The sequence below is a fragment of the Agrobacterium sp. genome, assembly GCF_059499945.1.
In genome coordinates this window covers 329,668-350,350 of record NZ_JCABZP010000014.1, presented here as the reverse complement: position 1 = coordinate 350,350, position 20,683 = coordinate 329,668, and the positions used below count along the sequence as shown (strand labels likewise).

Annotated in this window: 17 protein-coding genes; 3 read left to right on the top strand and 14 right to left on the bottom strand. The window is 59.4% G+C overall.

What is annotated here, in order from left to right; genetic code table 11:
- Positions 1–3: 3 nt before the first annotated feature.
- A complete protein-coding gene (locus AC5I5B_RS13425) occupies positions 4–1,053 on the bottom strand; it encodes an ABC transporter ATP-binding protein (RefSeq protein WP_003503604.1) in 1,050 nt (349 codons plus the stop codon).
- A 359-nt stretch (positions 1,054–1,412) separates the two neighbouring features.
- On the opposite strand from AC5I5B_RS13425, the gene AC5I5B_RS13420 reads away from it, so the two are divergent.
- From AC5I5B_RS13420 to AC5I5B_RS13410, 3 genes are all read left to right on the top strand, one after another.
- The gene (locus AC5I5B_RS13420) at positions 1,413–3,125 is read left to right on the top strand and encodes a long-chain fatty acid--CoA ligase (RefSeq protein ID WP_060722850.1); all 1,713 of its coding nucleotides are present in this window, start codon (positions 1,413–1,415) and stop codon (positions 3,123–3,125) included.
- Between the two features lie 139 nt (positions 3,126–3,264).
- Positions 3,265–4,890 carry a glucose-6-phosphate isomerase gene (pgi, locus tag AC5I5B_RS13415; RefSeq protein ID WP_111833731.1) on the top strand — a complete coding sequence of 542 codons (1,626 nt, stop codon included), beginning with the start codon at positions 3,265–3,267 and terminating at the stop codon, positions 4,888–4,890.
- Positions 4,891–4,979: 89 nt separating this feature from the next.
- Positions 4,980–5,849: a Rossmann-fold NAD(P)-binding domain-containing protein gene (locus tag AC5I5B_RS13410; protein ID WP_495752739.1), complete on the top strand. Its 870-nt coding sequence runs from the start codon at positions 4,980–4,982 to the stop codon at positions 5,847–5,849.
- 15 nt (positions 5,850–5,864) lie between these two features.
- Here the strand turns inward: AC5I5B_RS13410 and AC5I5B_RS13405 are convergent, their stop codons facing one another.
- The 13 genes from AC5I5B_RS13405 to AC5I5B_RS13345 all read right to left on the bottom strand — a co-directional run bounded on the left by AC5I5B_RS13405 (position 5,865) and on the right by AC5I5B_RS13345 (position 20,280).
- On the bottom strand, positions 5,865–6,593 hold the full coding sequence (locus AC5I5B_RS13405; RefSeq protein WP_111833733.1) for an esterase family protein: 729 nt from the start codon (positions 6,591–6,593) through the stop codon (positions 5,865–5,867).
- Positions 6,590–7,555: an acetylxylan esterase gene (locus tag AC5I5B_RS13400; RefSeq protein WP_111791939.1), complete on the bottom strand. Its 966-nt coding sequence runs from the start codon at positions 7,553–7,555 to the stop codon at positions 6,590–6,592. Before AC5I5B_RS13400 ends, AC5I5B_RS13405 begins: the two co-directional genes overlap by 4 nt.
- Before the next feature lie 124 nt (positions 7,556–7,679).
- Positions 7,680–8,606, bottom strand: a complete 927-nt coding sequence (locus tag AC5I5B_RS13395; RefSeq protein WP_020011013.1) for a carbohydrate kinase family protein — start codon at positions 8,604–8,606, stop codon at positions 7,680–7,682.
- Between the two features lie 99 nt (positions 8,607–8,705).
- Complete coding sequence (locus AC5I5B_RS13390) at positions 8,706–9,404, bottom strand: orotate phosphoribosyltransferase (RefSeq protein WP_003503621.1); 699 nt, start codon at positions 9,402–9,404, stop codon at positions 8,706–8,708.
- 168 nt (positions 9,405–9,572) lie between these two features.
- Positions 9,573–10,610 (bottom strand): dihydroorotase, encoded by a 1,038-nt coding sequence (pyrC, locus tag AC5I5B_RS13385; RefSeq protein WP_111784804.1) that lies wholly within the window; start codon positions 10,608–10,610, stop codon positions 9,573–9,575.
- Positions 10,611–10,723: 113 nt separating this feature from the next.
- Positions 10,724–11,761, bottom strand: a complete 1,038-nt coding sequence (locus tag AC5I5B_RS13380) for a 4-hydroxyproline epimerase (RefSeq protein ID WP_060727044.1) — start codon at positions 11,759–11,761, stop codon at positions 10,724–10,726.
- Positions 11,762–11,888: 127 nt separating this feature from the next.
- A complete protein-coding gene (locus AC5I5B_RS13375) occupies positions 11,889–13,211 on the bottom strand; it encodes an alpha/beta hydrolase (protein ID WP_003503627.1) in 1,323 nt (440 codons plus the stop codon).
- A 188-nt stretch (positions 13,212–13,399) separates the two neighbouring features.
- Complete coding sequence (scpC, locus tag AC5I5B_RS13370) at positions 13,400–14,896, bottom strand: succinyl-CoA:acetate CoA-transferase ScpC (protein WP_060727045.1); 1,497 nt, start codon at positions 14,894–14,896, stop codon at positions 13,400–13,402.
- Between the two features lie 292 nt (positions 14,897–15,188).
- The gene (locus AC5I5B_RS13365; RefSeq protein ID WP_080865786.1) at positions 15,189–15,989 is read right to left on the bottom strand and encodes a phosphodiesterase; all 801 of its coding nucleotides are present in this window, start codon (positions 15,987–15,989) and stop codon (positions 15,189–15,191) included.
- Positions 15,990–16,055: 66 nt separating this feature from the next.
- Complete coding sequence (locus AC5I5B_RS13360) at positions 16,056–17,348, bottom strand: ABC transporter substrate-binding protein (protein WP_003503651.1); 1,293 nt, start codon at positions 17,346–17,348, stop codon at positions 16,056–16,058.
- 42 nt (positions 17,349–17,390) lie between these two features.
- Positions 17,391–18,212, bottom strand: coding sequence for a carbohydrate ABC transporter permease (locus tag AC5I5B_RS13355; RefSeq protein ID WP_003503652.1), 822 nt, complete (start codon positions 18,210–18,212; stop codon positions 17,391–17,393).
- Positions 18,212–19,138, bottom strand: coding sequence for a carbohydrate ABC transporter permease (locus AC5I5B_RS13350; protein WP_003503653.1), 927 nt, complete (start codon positions 19,136–19,138; stop codon positions 18,212–18,214). Before AC5I5B_RS13350 ends, AC5I5B_RS13355 begins: the two co-directional genes overlap by 1 nt.
- Positions 19,135–20,280, bottom strand: a complete 1,146-nt coding sequence (locus AC5I5B_RS13345; RefSeq protein WP_020811735.1) for an ABC transporter ATP-binding protein — start codon at positions 20,278–20,280, stop codon at positions 19,135–19,137. Before AC5I5B_RS13345 ends, AC5I5B_RS13350 begins: the two co-directional genes overlap by 4 nt.
- Positions 20,281–20,683: the final 403 nt, after the last annotated feature.

Genomic DNA, 20,683 nt, shown 5'->3' with positions numbered 1-20,683 from the left:
ACTTCAGGTAAAGATGAGAACCCCTTTGGGGTCTATACCGAAGCGCACCGCCGTGGTCCGGGCGGGTGTGCGCTGCATCGTCCTGACCCGCAGGTCGGAAGGCAGTCCGGGCACGGCTATGCCAAGCTGCTCGATCTCGCCGAGAAAAACGCGGCTCGATATTTCGCCGGCAATCCCCTCTTTCGCGGCGCCGTCCTCGATGATCGAAATCGCATTGGGGCGAACATAAGCGACGGCGGCGAGACCATCGGGCAGATCGGAGGCGTCACCCAACAGGCCGAGCGGCGTTTCAACACGCCCCTCTCTCACCCGGCCCTCGATCTTGTTGAAGGCACAGAAAAAATCGGCGGCATAGCGGGTTTTGGGATTGTCATGGATTTCGTAACCCGTGCCGCTCTGCACGATACGTCCGCGCTGCATCAGAACCACACGGTCACCTGCGGAAAGCGCCTCCTCCGGATCATGGGTGACCATGATCGCCGTCGTGCCCAGTTGCCGCAGGAGGCCGAGCGTTTCCTCACGCACGCTGTCGCGCAACCCCCTGTCCAGATTGGAAAAGGGCTCGTCCATCAGGAGCAGGCCGGGCTGCGGTGCAAGCGCACGGGCAAGCGCCACGCGCTGTTGCTCACCGCCCGAAAGCGTATGCGGATAACGTTTTGCCAGCTCCTGCAGGTGAACATGTTCGATCATCTCGGCAGCGCGGCGGCGAGCCTCCACCTTCGGCAAAGTGCGAAGACCGAACATGACATTCTGCTCGACGGTGAGATGCGGAAACAGCGCGTAATCCTGAAAGACAAAACCGATATTGCGCTTTTCCGGCTCCACGAAAACAGCGGGGCCGGCAACGACAGCGCCGTTCAGGGAAACGCTGCCATGATCCGGCGTCTCCACGCCCGCCACAATGCGCAGCAGGGTCGATTTTCCACAGCCGGAGCGCCCCACCAGACAAATGATTTCGCCACGTTCGACGGAAAGATCGATATCGGACAGCACGTCCGTATCGCCGAATCTTTTCCCGACCGATTTCAGTTCAAGCGCTGCCCTGCCTGCCATTTCCAATCCTGCCCTGCTTTGCGAATTATGTTGATCGCTCAAATCAGGATTAAAGTCAAAAAAGCCGGGAAAAATGCATTTCCCTTCACGAGTCGGCGAGATGTGCGGCAGCAATATTGACGTTTACGTTAGAGTTAAATAGGTTTTGCCGACGAGATGGACGCCAAGGGATTACGCGTCTATCATTCGTTACCGGGGAGCGAGAGGAGCGGTCGATCCGGTGACGCCACATGAGGTTTCCTCAACCCGGCCGATTGGGCCGGTTGAATGCGGGAGCCTCGTGAACATCAGGCAGCCGAAAGCGCCGTTAACGTATTTCAATGAATACGCGGCGCAACAAAGACTCTGGGAGGAGAAGCATGAGTGAACTGTCCCTGGGACACCCGGAAAATGTCGGCGCACAGAAGCGCTGGCTGGCATCCTATCCGCCGGGCGTACCTTCCGAAATCCCCGCATCCGCCCATGCCTCCCTTGTCGAACTTCTCGAAAAGAGCTGTGCGCAATTTGCCGACCGCAAGGCCTTTTCCAGCATGGGAAAGTCCCTGACCTATCGGGAACTGGACGCTGAAACCCGCGCGGTCGCCGCCTGGCTGCAATCCAGAGGACTGGAAAAAGGCGACCGGGTTGCCGTGATGATGCCGAATATCCTGCAAAATCCCGTCGCCGTATACGGGATCCTGCGAGCTGGCATGGTCGTGGTCAATGTCAATCCGCTCTACACACCGCGCGAACTGGAACATCAGCTTAAGGATTCCGGCGCAAAGGCGATCTTTGTGCTGGAAAACTTCGCCCATGTGGCGCAGCAGGCGGTGCCAAAAACCGCTGTCCGGCATGTGGTCGTCGCGGCGATGGGCGATCTGCTTGGTCTCAAGGGGCATATCGTCAATCTGGTGGTTCGCAAGGTCAAGAAACTGGTGCCCGCCTACACCATCCCCGGCTCCATCGGCTTCAAGGCGATGCTGAAGGAAGGTCAGGGATTTTCGTTGAAGCCGGTCAGCCTCACGGCGCAGGACATCGCCTTCCTGCAATATACCGGTGGCACAACCGGCGTATCCAAGGGTGCGGTTCTCACCCATGCCAATCTTCTGGCCAACAAGGTCCAGATCAGCCTATGGCTGGACGCGGCCTTCAATGGCAAAAAAGATCGCCCGGAGGTTCTCAACTTCATCTGCGCGCTGCCGCTGTGCCACATCTTCGCATTGACGGTGAATTCGCTGATGGGCATTGCGCTCGGCGGCCATAACCTGCTGATCGCCAATCCGCGCGATATTCCCGGCTTCGTGAAGGAGCTGGCGCATTATCAGCCGCATGTTTTCCCCGGCATTAACACGCTTTTCAACGCGCTGATGAACAACGAGGATTTCCGCAAGCTCGATCTGTCCTCCCTCATTCTGGTTCTCGGCGGCGGCATGGCGGTGCAAAGGCCCGTTGCGGAGCGCTGGCTTTCGATCGTCGGCTGCCCGATTGCCGAAGGTTACGGCCTCTCCGAGACATCACCCGTTGCAACGGTCAATCGTCTCGATTCCACGGAATTCAGCGGCACCATCGGCCTGCCGATTTCCTCGACCGAAATCGATATTCGCGACGAGGACGGCAACAGCCTGCCAACAGGGGAAGTCGGCGAAATCTGCATCCGTGGTCCGCAGGTCATGGCCGGTTACTGGCAGCGGCCGGATGAAACGGCAAAGGCCATGACCGCGGACGGCTTCTTCCGATCCGGCGACATGGGTTTCATGGACGAGCGCGGTTACACCAAGATCGTCGATCGCAAGAAGGACATGATCCTCGTTTCCGGCTTCAACGTCTATCCGAACGAGGTGGAAGAAGTGGCGGCCAGCCATCCGGGCGTGCTGGAATGCGCGGCAATCGGTGTTCCGGATGAACATTCCGGCGAAACCGTCAAACTTTTCGTGGTCAAGAAGGATCAGTCCCTGACGGAAGCGGAGCTCAAGGCCTTCTGCGCCAAGAACCTGACGAACTACAAACGGCCGAAAATCATCGAGTTCCGCACCGAGCTGCCGAAATCGAATGTCGGCAAAATCTTGCGGCGCGAATTGCGCAATCTGAACTGATTGTTTCAGCCAATGGGGAGAGCCGGGCGACCGGCTCTTTCTTTCATCCCGGCCCTTTTCTTTTATCAAAGTCGCCTTGATTTGGCCGCCTGAAAAAGAATAGTTTCCTCATCCTTCCACGGAAGCCGAGGAGCACAAGATGCAGGCCACCATCGAAAAACTGAAAGCAACGGCGAGCAGCACAGCCGCAACCGATCTTCGCGCCGCCTTTGCGGCCGACGACAAGAGATTCAGCCGTTTCAGCGCCAAATTCGATGACCTGCTGATGGATTATTCCAAATGCGCCGTGAATGAGGAGATCGTCACGCTTCTCGAACAGCTCGCACGCGAAGGCGGCGTCGAGGCAAAGCGCGAGGAGATGTTCTCCGGCAAAGCCATCAACTTCACCGAAGACCGCGCCGTGCTGCATACCGCGCTGCGCAATCGCTCCGACACGCCGGTTCTCGTTGACGGCAAGGACGTGATGCCTGATGTGAACGCCGTTCTGGCGGCCATGGGCAAGTTTGCCGATGCGATCCGTTCCGGTTCGCTGAAGGGCGCGACTGGCAAGAAAATTACCGACGTCATCAATATCGGCATCGGCGGCTCCGATCTCGGCCCCGTGATGGTGACGCTGGCGCTCGCACCTTTCCATGATGGCCCACGCGCGCATTTCGTTTCCAACATCGATGGCGCGCATATTGCCGACACGCTGAAGCTCGTTGATCCCGAGACTTCGCTCTTCATCGTCGCCTCCAAGACCTTCACCACCATCGAAACGATGACGAATGCCGCCACGGCGCGCCGGTTCATCGCCGAGAAGCTGGGTGAAGAGGCCGTAAAGCACCATTTCGCTGCCGTTTCGACCGCGCTGGACAAGGTCGCCGCCTTCGGCATCGAAAGCGACCGCGTTTTCGGTTTCTGGGACTGGGTTGGCGGACGTTATTCGATCTGGTCGGCCATCGGCCTGCCACTGATGATCGCCATCGGACCGGACAATTTCGGCAAGTTTCTGGATGGCGCGCACGCCATGGACAGGCATTTCCGCGAGGCGCCGATCCGCGAAAACCTGCCGATGCTGCTCGGCCTCATCGGTTTTTATAACCGCAACGTGCTGAATTATCCGACCCGGGCGATCCTGCCCTATGACCAGCGGCTCTCGCGTTTCCCCGCCTACCTGCAGCAGCTCGACATGGAATCGAACGGCAAGGGCGTAACCATCGACGGCACGCCGGTCGAAGGCCAGTCCGGCCCGGTTGTCTGGGGCGAACCCGGCACCAACGGCCAGCACGCCTTCTATCAGCTCATCCATCAGGGCACGAGCGTCATTCCGGCGGAATTCATGATCGCCGCCAACGGTTTTGAGCCAGAACTGCGCCATCAGCACCAGCTTCTCATCGCCAATTGCCTGGCGCAATCGGAAGCGCTGATGAAGGGCCGCACGCTGGCCGAAGCGAAAGCCCAGCTCACCTCCAAGGGCATGGAAGACAAGCTCGCCGATTTCATCGCGCCGCACCGCGTCTTCACCGGCAACCGTCCGTCCATCACCTTCGTCTACGACAAGCTGACGCCGTTTGCGCTTGGCCGCCTGATCGCGCTTTACGAACACCGCGTCTTCGTGGAAGGCGTGCTGTTCCGCATCAACTCCTTCGACCAGTGGGGCGTGGAGCTTGGCAAGGAACTGGCGACCGGCCTGCTTCCCGTCGTTGAAGGCAAGGAAAGCGCTGCCGGCCATGACAGCTCGACACAGGGACTGGTGAAGGCGCTGGCGGGACTGGCGGGATAAACCCCACACGCCGCAATTTACGAAAGCCGGAAGCAGACTTCCGGCTTTTTTCAATACAGCGTTGGTCGAATATCGTTTTGGAGGCGCATATGCCGTTGCCGCCGGGCAAGGACTTTCTGGAGTTTCACGACCTGCCCGCGGATGCGGTCTTCTCGATCATCGACCGCGCGGGCGCTCTGGCCGAGGACTGGTCAAAGGCCGCGACGCCACAGACCCTGAAGGGAAAGCGCATCGGGCTGATCGTTGATGACACCGGCTGGCGCAATACCGCGGCATTCGATCTCGGCATTCAGGCGATGGGCGGCATTTGCGTTACCGTTCCGATCAGCTTTAACGGCCGCGAAGACATTGCCGATTTGGCGGGCTATCTCGACAACTGGTTCGACCTGCTGATCGTCCGCACGAAGGAACTCTCGACCCTCGGGGCGCTTGCAGCCGAAATGCGCGCGCCTGTCATCAACGCGCGGACGAAGTCCAATCATCCATGCGAAACGCTTGGCGATTTGGCCTATGTCAAAAGCGTAAGAGGCCGGATAGACGACCTCAAAATCGTCGGTGTGACATCGGACGCCAATATTTTGCGCTCATGGGTCGAAGCCTCGATTTCCTTGCCCATTCAGGTCACACAGGTTTACCACGATCAATGGCACGTCACCGATGCCGCGCTCATCAATCCGAACTTCCGGGTGAGCACTGATATGGCAGAGTTGCTGGATGCGGATGTGGTCATTACCGATTCCTGGCCAGCCGGCCCTGATCATCATCTGGCCGATTACCGCATCTCCGCATCCCTTCTCGACAGGATGCGGCCCGATGCGATCTTTTTGCCCTGCCCGCCGGTCGCGCGTGGTCAGGAGGTGACGGCGGACGCCATGGTGCACCCGGGCTGCCAGAGCCGGGCAGCGAAGGCATTTCTCCTACATGCCCAGAATGCCCTGATGGAATTCCTGCTCGCCTGAGACGCGGGCCAGACCTCAAATATAAAGCGCCGCCATCTTGCGCCATGCCCCTGCCCGGTGGGCGCGACCCTCCCAGACATGCATCTGATGCCCCACCTGCTTGTCCAACAGAACCCGGCTCAGATGATGATTGTTGTCCAGAAACGGGTCGGCATCGCCGATGGTGAAGACCATGTCGATACGCCGCAGGTGATCAAGCCGCCATGGGCAGGCGAGGCCCGGCAGGAAATGGCTCGGCATGTGGAAATAGACGTCGTCATCGTAATAACCGTCGAACAGATCACCGAAGGATTCCACCTTCATCGTCAGATCATAACGACCGGAAAAGGCGACGAGCTTGCGAAACAGATGCGGGTGGCGAAAGACGAGGCTGGCGGCCTGAAATGCACCGAGACTGCAGCCCTGCACGATCGTGTCACTATTCGGGTTTTTCTCGGCCATCAGCGGCAGCACTTCGTTCAGAATATACTCTTCGAAAGCGGCATGCCGGCGAATGCGATCGGCGGGATGATGCCCGGCCGCATAGAAGGTCTCTCTGGCCAGCCCCTCTATGCAATAAAGCTGAAGGTGGCCCGCCTCTAGCTTGTCGGCCAGACTACCGACAAGGCCCAGTTCCTCATATTCGAAGAAACGCCCGTCGCGGGTGGGAAACATCAGCACTTTGGCGCCAGAATGTCCGAATATTAACAGCTCCATGTCGCGATGGAGCCTTTGACTATACCAGCGGAGATATTCGCGTTTCATAGCACCTTGAAAAACCGTCTGACCTTGTCCTTATGGACCGCATCTTGCGATGCGCTGTCAGGGTAATCGAAATGTCCGGCGTCGAGGATGAAGATTTCATTAAATTTTGATTGTGGCAGCGCATTGGCCACCGCGAACTGGCAAGGCGGCGCCACTGCCGGATCGAAAAGCGCAGGCGCGACCAGCATCGGCACTTTTATGCGGGCGGCGGCGCAGGCGGCATCGAACAGGCGCAGCGTTTCAAGCACATTGGCATGGGTCTTCTGGTACGTCTGAACCGCATCCGCGCTGCCGACGGTGGGCAGCGTCAGCCAGAACGGCCGGTGTCCGAATGTCGGGACCACCAGATGGCCGCGATCAATACGCTCGTCGAAAGGGATGGCCAGGGCGCCAATGCCGCCGCCGAAACTGATGCCGCTATAACCCACCTGCCCGTCCAGCCAGGGATAAAGGCTTATGAGCGTGGAAACGGCAACCCACAGATCATCGACGCAGCCGCCAATGATGTAATCGTCTTTCCTGTCGATATTATAGAGAACATGGAGGGCCGGGTCGGACGAGATCGGCGGGCAGGCGCTCAGCGAAAGCCCGCGAAAACAGGGAAACAGCACGGCTGTTTCTTCCACCGGCACGTCGAAATCAGGAGCCTCGCGACCGCCATAACCATGGCCCACAACGAGGCCGCGACGCACCTGCCCCTCGCGCGGCAGCAGCATCCACCCGCCGATACGAAAACCGCCGGTGGAGGTGTAGGTCATATCGAGGACATGCCAGCGGGGGTCGCTGAGCCTGCTCTTGCGCAGTACCGGTCGAGGATCCGTGGCGAGCGCGCGGCGATGGCGCTTTTTCCAGAAATCATCGAAGCCCGGCGGCGCCTCGGGCGGGGTGATGGCCAGCAACTGTTCACGCTGCATGCCATAGGTCGGGTCGAAATCAAAAGGATGGGACTTGGGAACGCTCATGCGATGCTTGTTTCGTGAAAAAACAGCGGACACAAGCTTCATAATATCGAAATAACGGTTTTTTACGGCTTTAGCGGCGGGAAGAGTGTTGAACCACCTGTTCAAAATGGTTCAACCGCGCCCATCACAAACCGATCTCATGCGCAAAGGGTGGATTCGCGCCGGCCCGCGAGACCGTGACCGCCGCAGCCTTCGCACCCAGCGCCAAAGCCTTCCTGATCTGCTCTTCCGTCAGCGAGGCAACCTGCGCCTTGGTCAGAAGGCCCTGCATTTTCAGCGAAGCGAGAATGCCGGCATCGAATGTATCGCCCGCACCGACCGTATCGACTACCTCTACCCGTTCGGACGCCACTTCCACCTTGAAATTGGCCGAATAACCAACGGCACCCTTGGCGCCCCGGGTGACCACGACGAGTTTTGCGCCATGATGCAGCCAGTGGCGTGCAAGCGTCTCCTCGTCGCCTTCCACTCCGAACCATTCAAGGTCTTCGTCGGAGAATTTTACGATGTCAGACTTCGCCGCCATACGGAGGATGCGAGCCATATGCGCCTGCTTGTCCTTGATGAAACCAGGGCGGATATTCGGATCGAGCGAAATGACGCGGCTTTGGTGCTCGCGCACCAGCAGCGCCTCATAGGTGCTGCCGCAGGGTTCCGGAATGAGGCTGATGGCGCCGAAATGCAGCGCCTCGCAATCCGCACCAAGTGCCGGAAGATCGGCCTCGGTAATCATCCTGCCGGCAGTGTTCTCGTCATAAAAAGCGTAGGTGGCATGGCCATCGACGAGCTTGACGAAAGCGATCGTGGTCGGCCGCGAAAGCATTGCGCAATAGCTGAAATCCACATTGCTCGCCCGCAGGGTTGTCCGCAGGATATCGCCCATCATGTCGTCGGAAAGACCCGTGAAGAACGCGGACGGGACGCCGAGACGCCCCAGCGCAATCGCCGTGTTGAAGACCGCTCCGCCTGCATAGGGGGCAAAACCAGCCTCACCCAGCGTCGTCTGCCGGGGCAGCATGTCGATCAGGGCTTCACCACAACACAGGATCATTACGGTCCTCCTCAAACAGCAAATCAAATGGACTTAAATCGATTTAGACGAAGATCGATCGGAAGGCCAGCCGCAAAACCGGGCTGGCCGCATCCGAAATCACGATTGCGGCAATTCGCTGACACCGCCGCGCTTTGCCGACCACGGCAGGGGGTTATCGAGGAAGGCCTCGACCTCGGACAGGGTCTCTTCGTCAAACAGTTTTTCAGCGCGGGCGACCGCCAGAACGTCGCGCCAGGTCGTCAGGTAATGCAGCTTGACATTGCCGTTGGCGAAGCGCGCTTCGGCCTCTTCGAAGATGCCGTAATAGAAGAGCGCAATGCCGTGATCGACGATACCGCCCGCCGCACGGATGGCGTCGATGAAGGTGAACATCGAGCCGCCGGCCGTCGTCAGATCCTCGATGACGAGAACGCGTGCGCCTTCAGGCATATGGCCTTCGATCTGGGCGTTGCGGCCGTGGCCTTTCGGCTTCTTGCGGCAATAGATCATCGGCAGGCCAAGGCGCTCGGCAAGGAAGGCGGCAAAGGGAATGCCGGCCGTTTCACCGCCCGCCACACAGTCGAACTTCTCGAAACCGGCCTCGCGCATGACAGCCGCCGCCGCAAAATCCATTGCCGCCGAGCGGATGCGCGGGAAGGAGATGAGCTTGCGCATATCGATGTAAACCGGGCTCTTCATGCCTGAAGCGAAGGTGTAGGGGCTTTCGGAATTGAAATGGACCGCCTTGATTTCCCACAACATCTTCGCAACCAGTTCCGCAACAACGGTGCGGTCAGTGAATGTGAAATGGTTCATAGGCGTTCTCCTTTTTCGGCCTTGGTTTATCGCTCCGAAAACCCGGATCGGTTTTCGGAAAGCACAGCGTCTCGATTCAGCATTGCAGGCATCCGCAGGCGGCACCGAAGGGCGAATGCCTGGGGACCATAACAAAACCGCCGGCAGTGCCGGCGGTCATCAAAAAAATCAGCTTACATCCCAATGAAGCGGGAACATCGGGTCGAATACGGTCACCGGCCCGGCGCCCGTCTCGATCTTGGCGGGAAACGACACCGGCTTCTCGCGTTTGACCAGCGTGATCGTCTCCTCGTTCGGTGCAAGACCATACCAGGCCGGGCCGTTGAGCGAAGCGAAGGCTTCCAGTTTATCGAGGGCGTTTTCATCCTCGAAGACATGGGCAAGGCAGCTCATGGTGTTGATGGAGGTGTAAATGCCGGCGCAGCCGCAGGCGCATTCTTTCAGCGGGTCCACATGCGGGGCGGAATCCGTGCCGAGGAAGAAGCGGGCGTCGCCCGAAGTCGCAGCAGCCCGCAGCGCCAGCCGGTGCTCCTCGCGCTTGGCAACGGGCAGGCAATAATAATGCGGCTTGATACCGCCGACCAGAATGGCATTGCGGTTGATAATGAGGTGGTGCGTGGTGATCGAGCCGGCCAGATTGGCCTTGGACGACTTGATATAATCCACGCCGTCGCGGGTGGTGATGTGCTCCATGGTCACCTTCAACTCTGGCAGACGCTGGCGCAGGGGTTCCAGAACCGTATCGATGAAGGCTTTCTCGCGGTCGAAAATATCGACTTCCGGTGTCGTTACCTCGCCATGCACGCAGAGCGGCAGGCCGATCTTCGCCATGCGCTCCAGAACCGGCATGGCCTTGTTGAAATCGCGCACACCCCCGTGGGAGTTGGTGGTCGCGCCAGCCGGATAGAGCTTTACGGCGGTGATGAGGCCGCTTTTTTTGCCCTCTTCCACGTCGTCGGCCTGAGTGTCCTCGGTGAGATAGAGGGTCATCAGCGGCTCGAAACGATCGCCCGCCGGAATGGCCCTGACAATGCGTTCGCGATAGGCGCGGGCATCGGCGGTGGTGACGACCGGCGGCACCAGGTTCGGCATGATGATGGCACGGGCGAAATGGCGGCTCGTATCCCCGATCACCCCTTCCAGCATTGCCCCGTCACGCAGGTGCAGGTGCCAGTCATCAGGGCGGCGCAGGGTGAGCGACTTCATCGGGATACCTCGGAGCATGACGGAATTGGCGCCCGCTTAGCATCTTTTGCCGCGGGAAAACAGCCGCCAAAGTCCATCGGGCGGCTGTAAATGTCATTTTTTTGAGGCGTGGCTCAGATGTTACCCGCCTCCGGACCCCAGACATCGGTCATCGCGAAACCATCAGCCAGGGGGTCAAAGGGATCGAGACCAACCTGATGCAGACCGAAGGTGAAGCCGCGCCCGGCGATGGTTGGAATGACGGCAGGACGGCCCGCCACCTCGGTGACGGCGGAAAGGCCGACATCGAATTCCGAACCGATGATCGAGCGGGATTTATATTCATCTCCCACCTTCACCTTGCCGCGCGCATAAAGCGTGGCAAGATTGGCGGAGTTGCCGGTTCCGCAGGGCGAACGATCCGCCCGGCCCGGCCACATGGTGGTGCAGGTGCGGATGGAACCATCTCCATCCACATCCCGGAACATCACATAGGCGACGCCTGAGATGGCCGGGATTTCAGGATGGACGACGGTCATTTCGCGGTTGACCAAATCTTTCAGGATCATGCCCGCCGAGACCAGCTTCGCGGCATTGGCCTTTTCGATCGTGAGACCGATCTGGCGGACATCGACCAGCGCATAAAAAATGCCGCCATAGGAGATATCCATCGTCACCTTGCCCCATTCGGGCGTGTCGATGCTGACATCCAGCTCGTGCACGAAGGACGGCACCATGGTCAGCTTGACCTTTTCGCAGCGTCCGTCGCGGCAGGTGGCCGTGGCCTTTACCAGACCGGCCGCCGTTTCCAGAATGATGACGGTTTCCGGTTCCTGCATTTCCACCATGCCGCTTTCCAGAAGCGCCGTCGTTGCGCAGATGGAATTCGAGCCCGAGCTGGCATGCGCCTGATCCGGCTGGAGAATGACGAAAGCCGCATGCGCATCCGGATGTTTCGGCGGCAGGAGAAGATTGACCGAGCCCATGGGCGTGCCGCGCGGTTCCAGCGTCAGAAAGCGGCGCAGAGCCTCACCCTGCGGATCGGTATTCATCCAGTGAAGCTGTTCAGCCACAGTATTGCCGGGAATTTTCGGCGCACCGCCGGTGACGACACGGCCGATTTCGCCTTCGCAATGGACATCGAGAAGCTGGAGAGTGCGTTTCCAACGCATGGGGTCTTACTCCGGAAGTTGAGCTGTTAACCGGACCATACAGATAAAAATACAAGCTGTATACAAAACTACGGGAGCGTGATGACAAAAACGCTTAGCGTTTCCGCCCCCTCTCTCGCATCGTAGTTTAGCGGTTACGGCATTCCGCCCGGTTTCGGTTGGCAGCAGCATCGCAGTTCACCCTTGACGATTGAAGCGCCTGATCGTCCACCACGGAGCCGGCCGTATCACCCACCGATCCGACCGTGTTTTCCATGGAGCGACCCAGTCGTTCCACCTGCCTGCCATAATTTTCCCGTGTGCGCGGATCGAAGACTGCAATCGGTGCGCTGACCACCACGCTGGCCGCCGTCCCAACGGTTTGCGCAGCACCAATGCTGACAGCGCCAAGAGCTTCACCGAGACCGACGTCGGAATCCGTTACCGTCTGCCCGGCGATAAGGCGGTCGCCAATCAGACGCACGACCTCGGGGCTCTCGGCAAATTTACCATGGTTCAGTCGGTCGCCGGATTGCAGCTTGGTCAAATCCAGAACGGTGATACCGGCTTTTTCAAGCTCGCTGCGATAGGGCTCGACGGATGGGTCGATCTGGCCGAGACGGTCGACATTGCCGGAAATGCGGCGCGACAGGCTGAGCGCGCGGTCATCCTGCGAAACGAAAAGCGTGAATTTGGGCGGGGTTTTGCCGAGGCTTGCGAATTGCCGGCTGAACACGTCCACATCCAGATCCGGCGCTGCGAGGATGACATTGCCGATCTTCGGATCGACACGGCCATTGCGGATGGCCATCTGGCGCAGCGCCTCCACCGCAAGCCAGGTGCCCATGGAATGGGCCATGACCGTGACCTCGCCGATGGACCTGTCCTTGGCGAGGCGGGTCAGCATCTCCTCCAGCGCATCGCGCGAATAGTTGGTGCTTTCCTTGTCGTAGTTATAGTCAAAGATGCTCGCTCGCGACGGCCAGGTGAAGACGACGGGCACGACGTCAGTGCCGGAATCATGGACGATCTGCGCGAAGCGATAAACGGATTCCTCGTACCGGTTGTTGAAACCGTGAACGAAGACCAGCACGCGCCGGTCCTTCTGGATGTGTCTGCCGATCCAGCTTCTGGTCTCGGCTTCGGAGCGAATGGGCTCCACCGCCACCGTGGTGAAATCCTTCAGCGGATTGGGCGGCAGCTTCTTCGGCCATTGCACCTGCCCGACCTTGCGGTTGGCGTTGGGCGGAATGGAAACCGTCACCGCATCCACCTTCAGACCCGTTCCACGCTCGCCGCCAAAAAGCACGGCGGCGTTTTCCGATGGCGCGCGGGTGGTGGCGACGAGAAGATTGACCGGCGTGGTTCCCGCCACGGTCTGCCCCGTCGGCGTCATGACCCCGATCGGACGCCCCCCGCAACCGGCGAGCAGGGCGACAATGGCGATTACGGCCACGAAGCGAATGGGCATCACATCACTCTCCTACAACCCAGAGGCAGCCGGAAAGCAGCCGGGGGAGAGGATTTTCTACCGGAGGCGGAACCGCCGCGCCAGCAACCTGACCACTAGAGCGGACAATTTCCGCCCCGGTGTGTCCAAACGGACCCAATTGTATGGCGGTTGAGCCGGCAGCGAGGGCACCTTTAAAAAACGCAGGCCTATTTCTGCGGCAGCATCGTGCCCCTTTCGCGCAGCGCCTCATGCCAGGATAGCGCCTCTTCAATGAGATGCGGCGTGTGCCCTCCCCGCGCCACCGCGCGCTGATAATAATCCGTCAGCGCATCACGATATTGGGGGTGCACACAGTTCGCGATGATAACCGCCGCGCGCTCGCGAGGTGCGAGACCGCGCAGATCGGCAAGCCCGGTCTCGGTCACGAGAATATCGACATCATGTTCGGTATGATCGACATGGCTGACCATGGGCACTACGCTGGAAATGGCTCCGCCCTTGGCGATCGATTTGGTGACGAAGATGGACATATAGGCGTTGCGGGCGAAATCCCCCGAGCCGCCGATGCCGTTCATCATGTGCGTTCCGCCGACATGGGTGGAATTGACGTTTCCGTAAATATCGAATTCCAGCGCCGTGTTGATGCCGATAATGCCAAGGCGGCGGATGACTTCCGGGTGATTGCTGACCTCCTGCGGGCGCAGGATCAATCTGCTCTTGTAATCGGCCAATCGCGGCATGACCTGCTCGTTCATGGCGGAAGACAGGGTGATCGATGAACCCGAGGCAAAGGTCAGCTTGCCCGCATCAAACAGTTCGAAAGTCGAATCCTGCAAGACCTCCGAATACATTTTGAGGTCGTGAAACGGCGTATCGATGAAACCATGCATGACAGCATTGGCAATGGTGCCGATGCCGGCCTGAAGCGGCTGGAGTTCATGGGTCATACGGCCGTGACGCACCTCGTTCAACAGGAACTCGGTGAGATGGCCGGCAATGGCCTTGGTCCCATCGTCAGGCGGCAGCACGGTTGAAAAACTGTCGCTCTTGTCGCTCAGAACGATGGCGGCGATCTTTTCCGGCGGCACCGGAATGAACGGCAGGCCAACACGGCTATCCGTTGCCACCACCGGAATGGGCATGCGGGTCGGGCGCCTGGCGGGAATGAAGATGTCATGCAGCCCCTCCAGCACCTCGGGCTGCGACAGGTTGATCTCGACGATGACCTTGTCGGCCAGAATGGCGAAGCTCGCGGAATTGCCGACGGAGGTGGTAGGAATGATGCCGCCTTCCGCCGTGATCGCCACGGCCTCGACAATGGCGATATCGACCCCGTGAATCTGGCCGCCGCGCAATTGCTCGACCGTTTCGGAAAGATGCTGATCAATGAACATCACCTTGCCGTCATTGATCGCCCTGCGCAAAGCCGGATCGGACTGGAACGGCATGCGGCGCGCCAGCATTCCCGCCTCGACCATGGTCTTGTCAAGATCGTTGCCCAGCGACGCACCGGTCATCAGGGTGATTTTCATGGGATGTGTCTTGGCGCGCTCGGCCAGCGCCAGCGGCACGGCCTTCGCTTCCCCGGCCCGCGTAAAGCCGCTCATGCCTACCGTCATGCCATCCTGAATGAGACTGGCGGCATCTTCGGCGCTGACGATCCTGTTCAAGAGGGACGCGTTGCGGATACGCTTTTCAAGCATGCACTTCTCCATGATCTGTCATCACGATGGCACGGCATCTGGCTGGCCACCTCACGGCGACTATGGCGCGCAGTTTCATCGATGAAACTGACATAGATCAAGGGTGCGAACGGAACCATGGCTCTCGCGTATCAAATCCGTTCAACAAACCTCAAGTGACGCATCGGCGCGACAGGCCGCGGGGTCTTCTCACCACCGCAGCCTTGTAATCGGCAAAATACCTCTCCCCCCACTACCGGCAACAGGCGACGAGGCGGAGGTCATCTCTCTGCAACACGGAAATCGTCCGGTGTCAGGGACCTTCGCAGACAGGCGCCTGACCGAGCACGACCTGCCCCACTTCCGCATCATAGGCACGCAGGCCAAATGCGCCGAGGCTTATGACCCGGTAACAAGGATTGCCGCCCGTCCACAGCGGATCGACGACATCGATATCGGTGATGAAACGGTGCGCGCAGGCCTGACCGGAGCTGTAAGCTATGCCTTCGGCCGTCGTACCCGCCATCGGCACATGGATGTGGCCAAAAATGATGTGACGTATACCGGCTGGATGGGCGGAGAGGCGGCGCATGACAGCACCGTCATCATGCATGCCGATATGTTCGAAATGGCGGATGCCGCAATCCATCGGCGGATGGTGAATGAAAACCGTCACCGGCAGATCGCCTGCGCCTTCCAGCGCACTCTCCAGCCATACCAGACGATCCGCGCCATACATGCCGCCTATGACATCGGCTTCGTGGCTGTCGAGAAACAGCAAACGGCCAAAATCCGTATCGATGAAGGACTGGATATAACCGTTATCGTCGCGCGGCTGCTCGGGAAAGGCGGCCACGAATTCCGGTCGGCGGTCATGATTTCCGAGCATCAGCCTCACCGGCATGGAGACCGGCCTGAGGATGTCGCGCAGCAGCTCATAGGCTTCAGGCTCGCCGTAATTGCAAAGATCACCCGTCATGACAAGAAGATCGGCGTCGGCGTGTTTTTCGACAATATCGGCCACCGCCGCACGCAGCTGCTTTTCCGGGTCGACGCCGTTTACAGCAATGCCGGGCGGTACGAGATGGGTGTCGGTAATCTGGATGATCTTCATAACGGGTCTTTCTGCACAAAATGGCTGCGGGAACGGATTTCCCCGCAGCCTTTTCAGTCGTTCTGCTTATTTCAGCAGGGCGTTGGTCTGCTCGACGATCTGCTTGAGACCGGCTTCCGGCGTCACCTCACCGCGCATGACCGTGCCGATGATGTCGCGCTGCGTGCGCCAGATGCGGACGGAATCGCCACCCGGATAACCGGCCCAGGGCAGAGAACGGTCAGCCTGAAGCGAAGCAGTCTTCACATTCGGGTTCTCGACATAATAAGGAGCGAGGAAGTCCGGGCCGGTGGCCAGCTTGTTGGTCGGCAGGTAACCGGTGATGCGAACGATGGTGTTCTGCGCTTCCGGACCGGTGATCCACTTCAGGTACTTCCAGGCAGCGTCCTGCTTGGCCTTTTCCTGGGTCAGGATAACAGCCGAGTTGCCGCCGGTCGGAACGCCGCCCTTTTCCTTGTTGTCGAGCGGGAAGGTCGCCGTCTTCAGTTTGAAGCGGTCGCCGACCAGACCCTGGATCGTCTGAACGTGGGCGGGCGTCGAGAAGATGAAGCCGGTAAGGCCTGCACCGAACTGCTGGCGGGACTGATCCCAGTCGAGCAGGTTCTGGCCGCCTTCGGTGACGAACTGGCGGGTCATCTTCAGGGCGTTGAGGCCGATCTCGTTGTCGAAGCCAACGGTCTTGGCCTTCTCGTCAACGAGCTTGCCGCCCTGTTCGACGATGAGCGCCTGCCACAACCAGTCATCCGGCCAGCCGTTGATGTCGTAGCTCATGCCGGCGAACTTGGGGTCGAGAGCCTTGATCTTCTTTGCAAGAGCAATGAGCTCGGCAAAGGTCGTCGGCATCTTGTCCGGATCACCGCCAGCCTTGGTGACGAGGTCGGAGTTGATGTAGATGATCGGCGAGGAGGCGTTGACCGGCAGACCGTACTGCTTGCCGTCGATCTGGCCGAGTGCCGCCATCTTCGGGCTGTAGTTCTTGTCGAGGAAAGCCTGACCGCCTTCAGCCTGAATGAACGGGCCGAGATCGGTGATCTGGTTGCGCGGTGCAAGCGTGTGAACGAGTTCCGCCGTCAGGTTGTAACCCGAGAAATAAACGTCAGGCAGATTGCCAGTGACGGCAGAGCGCAGAACCTGCTGCTGGCCTTCGTTGTAACCGGCAGCCGGAGCGAGGAAGTTGATCTTCACATCAGGGTTCTTCTTCATGAATTCGTCGGCCAGCGGCTGATGAAACTTGGTGAAGCCCGGCAGGTTGTAGAGAACGTTGAGCGTGATTTCATTGGCCAGAACCGGCTGAGCGAGGCCCGCAAAAGCCATGCCGAGAGCCAGACCGCCCATCACAGCGCGTCGGTTGAGTTTCATGTCAGTCTCCAGAGAGGTTGGGAGGAGGAAGTCTGAACGGCGTCACTTGACGCCGGTCATGGTAATACCGGCGATGAAGTGCCGTCGTGCGAGGAGGAAGCACAGCACCATCGGCGCGGTAATCAGTGTGGCGCCCGCCATCAGCGCACCATAATTCGCGCCGGATTCGACATCGGCGAAAAGCATCATGCCAAGCGGCGGCGGGGCGAGATTGGTGTCGGAGACCACGATCATCGGCCAATACAGGTCGTTCCAGTGGGCAACGAGCGAGAAGATCGAGAAGGCGGCGAGCGAAGGCAGCGACCCGCGAAGGACCAGTCCCCAGCAAATCTCCATTTCCGAGAACCCGTCCATGCGGGCAGCCTCTATGATTTCATTCGGATAGCTGCGGAAGGACTGGTTGAACAGGAAGATGGCGAAGACCGAAAGGAAGAACGGCATCATCATCGCGAAATAGGTATTCAGAAGTTCCGTCTTGGCCAGACCGACGAAAAGCGGCAATGCAAGCGCCTGAATGGGAACGCAGAGCGCCGCAATAACGAGGCCCAGCAGCAGCTTGCGGCCCGGGAACCGGAGCTTTGCCAGCGCATAGGCAGCCGGAACCGATGTCAGCACCTGCACGACGAGAATGCCGACGCAGACAATGACGCCGTTCAGCATGAAACGCGCCATCGGCACCTGACCCGCCGCCCGGGCGTAGTTATCGACAGCGTCGAATTTTTGCGGGATCGGCCAGAGCGAGACATCGAAGATTTCCGCCGGCGAGCGGATCGAGGTCAACACCATCCAGTAGAACGGCAGGAGCATCACGAAAGCGCCCAGCGCAAGCACGAGATGCGGGAAATATTTGCGCAATGCGGCCATCAGTAGTGCACCTTCCGGTCCATGTGCAGCGTCTGGCCGATAGACAGGACCAGCACGATCGCGAGGAAGATAATCGTCAGCGCGGCGGCATAACCGGTGTTGGAATATTCGAAACCTTCGAGATAAAGATCGAACAGCAGGGTTTCCGATCCGAAGCGGCCCTTGGTCAACACAGCCACCGTCTCGAACACCTTGAAGGCCGAAATGGAGGTGGTGACCACCACGAACATGGTCGTCGGCCCAAGCATCGGCCAAGTCACGGTCAGGAACCGGTCGACCGGGTTCTTGGCGCCATCCAGCCGCGCCGCCTCGTGCAGATCCTTCGAAATGGCCGTGAGGCCGGCAAGGAACAGCACCATGTTGAACCCGAGGATCTGCCAGACGCCCATCAGCGCCATGGTGGGAATGAGGAGTACGGGATTGGAGAGGAAGGCGACCGGTTCGAGACCAAGCCATTTGATCGCCGCATTCACCGGACCAAGCGAGGGATGCAGCAGGAACTGCCACACGGTCGCCATGGCGACGAGTGTTGCGGTGACGGGGAGAAAATAAGCCACTTCCCAGAAAGCGCGGCTGCGCTTGCGGTTATATACGAGCAAAGCCACGCCGAGCGCCAGAAAGACGCCGAAAGGAATGACGATGAGCGCATAGATGGCGGTGTTGGCTAGGGCGCGCAGAAAAACCGGATCCTGAAACGCCTTGACGAAGTTTCCAAGACCGACAAAGCGGGTGGAGAGCGAACCCAGCTGGTAATCGGTGACGGAAAAACCGGCCAGAACGAGCATCGGAACAATATAGATCGCCAGAAGCAGCAGGCTTGCGGGGGCTGCGAACATCAGGCCGCGCCAGATCATCCGCCGGTCCGCCTTCGACAGCCGCGGGCGAGCCTTCGCCCGTGCAGCCGAGGAGAAATCAACCGCCGTCATGCCGGCACCCGTTCGCGCACCGTCACCTTGCGACGCAGGCCATCGGCCGCGAAGAGATGCGCGCGTTCCGGTGCAAAGCCGAGATTCATGACGCCATTCGCATCGGCACCCAGCGCCTCGCCCGCGACTTGACGCAGGGTGATGGCGACGGTCTCGTCGCTCAGCAGGCGGCAGCTCACGAAACGATCGGCGCCGTGGGTTTCACTGCGCACCACGCGCACGGCAAAACCTTCTTCGCCCGGGCGCAGGTCTTCGGCACGAAGGCCGAGCGTCGCCGGGCCGGCATCACGGCCGGCACCTTCAATAGCAAGATCGCGTCCAAAAGCCGTGATCTTGCCCTGCGCATCGATTTCGACCGGCAGCAGGTTGATCGATGGCGTGCCGATAAAACGCGCGACCGTCAGCGTCGCGGGCTTGCGGTAAAGCTCGTCCGGCGTGCCCAGCTGCTCGATGCGGCCTTCCGACATCAGGGCGATACGGTCGGACATGGTCATGGCTTCGATCTGGTCATGGGTGACGTAGATGAAGGTTGCCCCAAGCCGGCGGTGCAGGCCCGCCAGTTCCTCACGCATATGGGCGCGAAGTTTCGCATCGAGGTTGGAAAGCGGTTCGTCCATCAGGAAGGCTGCAGGCGAACGCACCAGCGCCCGGGCGAGCGCCACACGCTGACGCTGGCCGCCGGAAAGCTGCGCCGGCTTGCGATCCAGCAGATGCGCGATCTGCAGCGTCTCGGCCGCCTGTTCAACGGCGGCATCGATCTGCTTCAATGTTTCAGCAGGCGCTGCAAAACGTCCGATCAGTGGCAGGCGAGCAGCGAAAGGCAGGCGCCGCATCCTGAGCGGCGTCGCGATGTTCTGGCGCACGCTCATATGCGGATAAAGGGCGTAAGACTGGAAAACCATGGCCAGATTGCGATCGCTCGGATCAACCTCTGTCACATCCTGCTCGCCGATCGAAACCGAACCGCGATCCGGCGTTTCCAGGCCCGCAATGATACGCAGCAGCGTGGACTTGCCGCAGCCCGACATACCAACGAGGGACAAAAACTCGCCTGGACGGATTGAGAGATCGATCTCTTTCAGAACATCATCAGCCCCGAAGCCTTTGCCGATGCCCGAAAGTTCAAGTGATTGTGGCGTCATTCTGCGCTCCTTTTCTGGAGCGCATATGCTTTTATTGTATGACAATATGACGAAGGTTCGGGGAAAGTTCGATGACACTCGAAAGCCCGGATATGTCGGGTGATCGGAAAACCCTTTGGTATAGGCCTCCACCCAAAACCACTAATATTTAGGGGGATATTCAAAATATTCCCAGCGCTTATCTGTAGACTGAGAAACCGTCTTGGAAGCGTCGATTTATACGGCGGCGAGAATCACATGCGCCTGAATTTTGGCGGCAACCTCGCCCCCGTGAATCTCTCCAGTGGAAAAAGCTGAAGATTCACGATTGGTCGAAAGATGCCGAGGGAAACTTTGAACCGCTGGGCTTTTTGCCCGCTAAAAGCAAGGACAAGTCGATAGAACAATACTGAGCTACAAATCT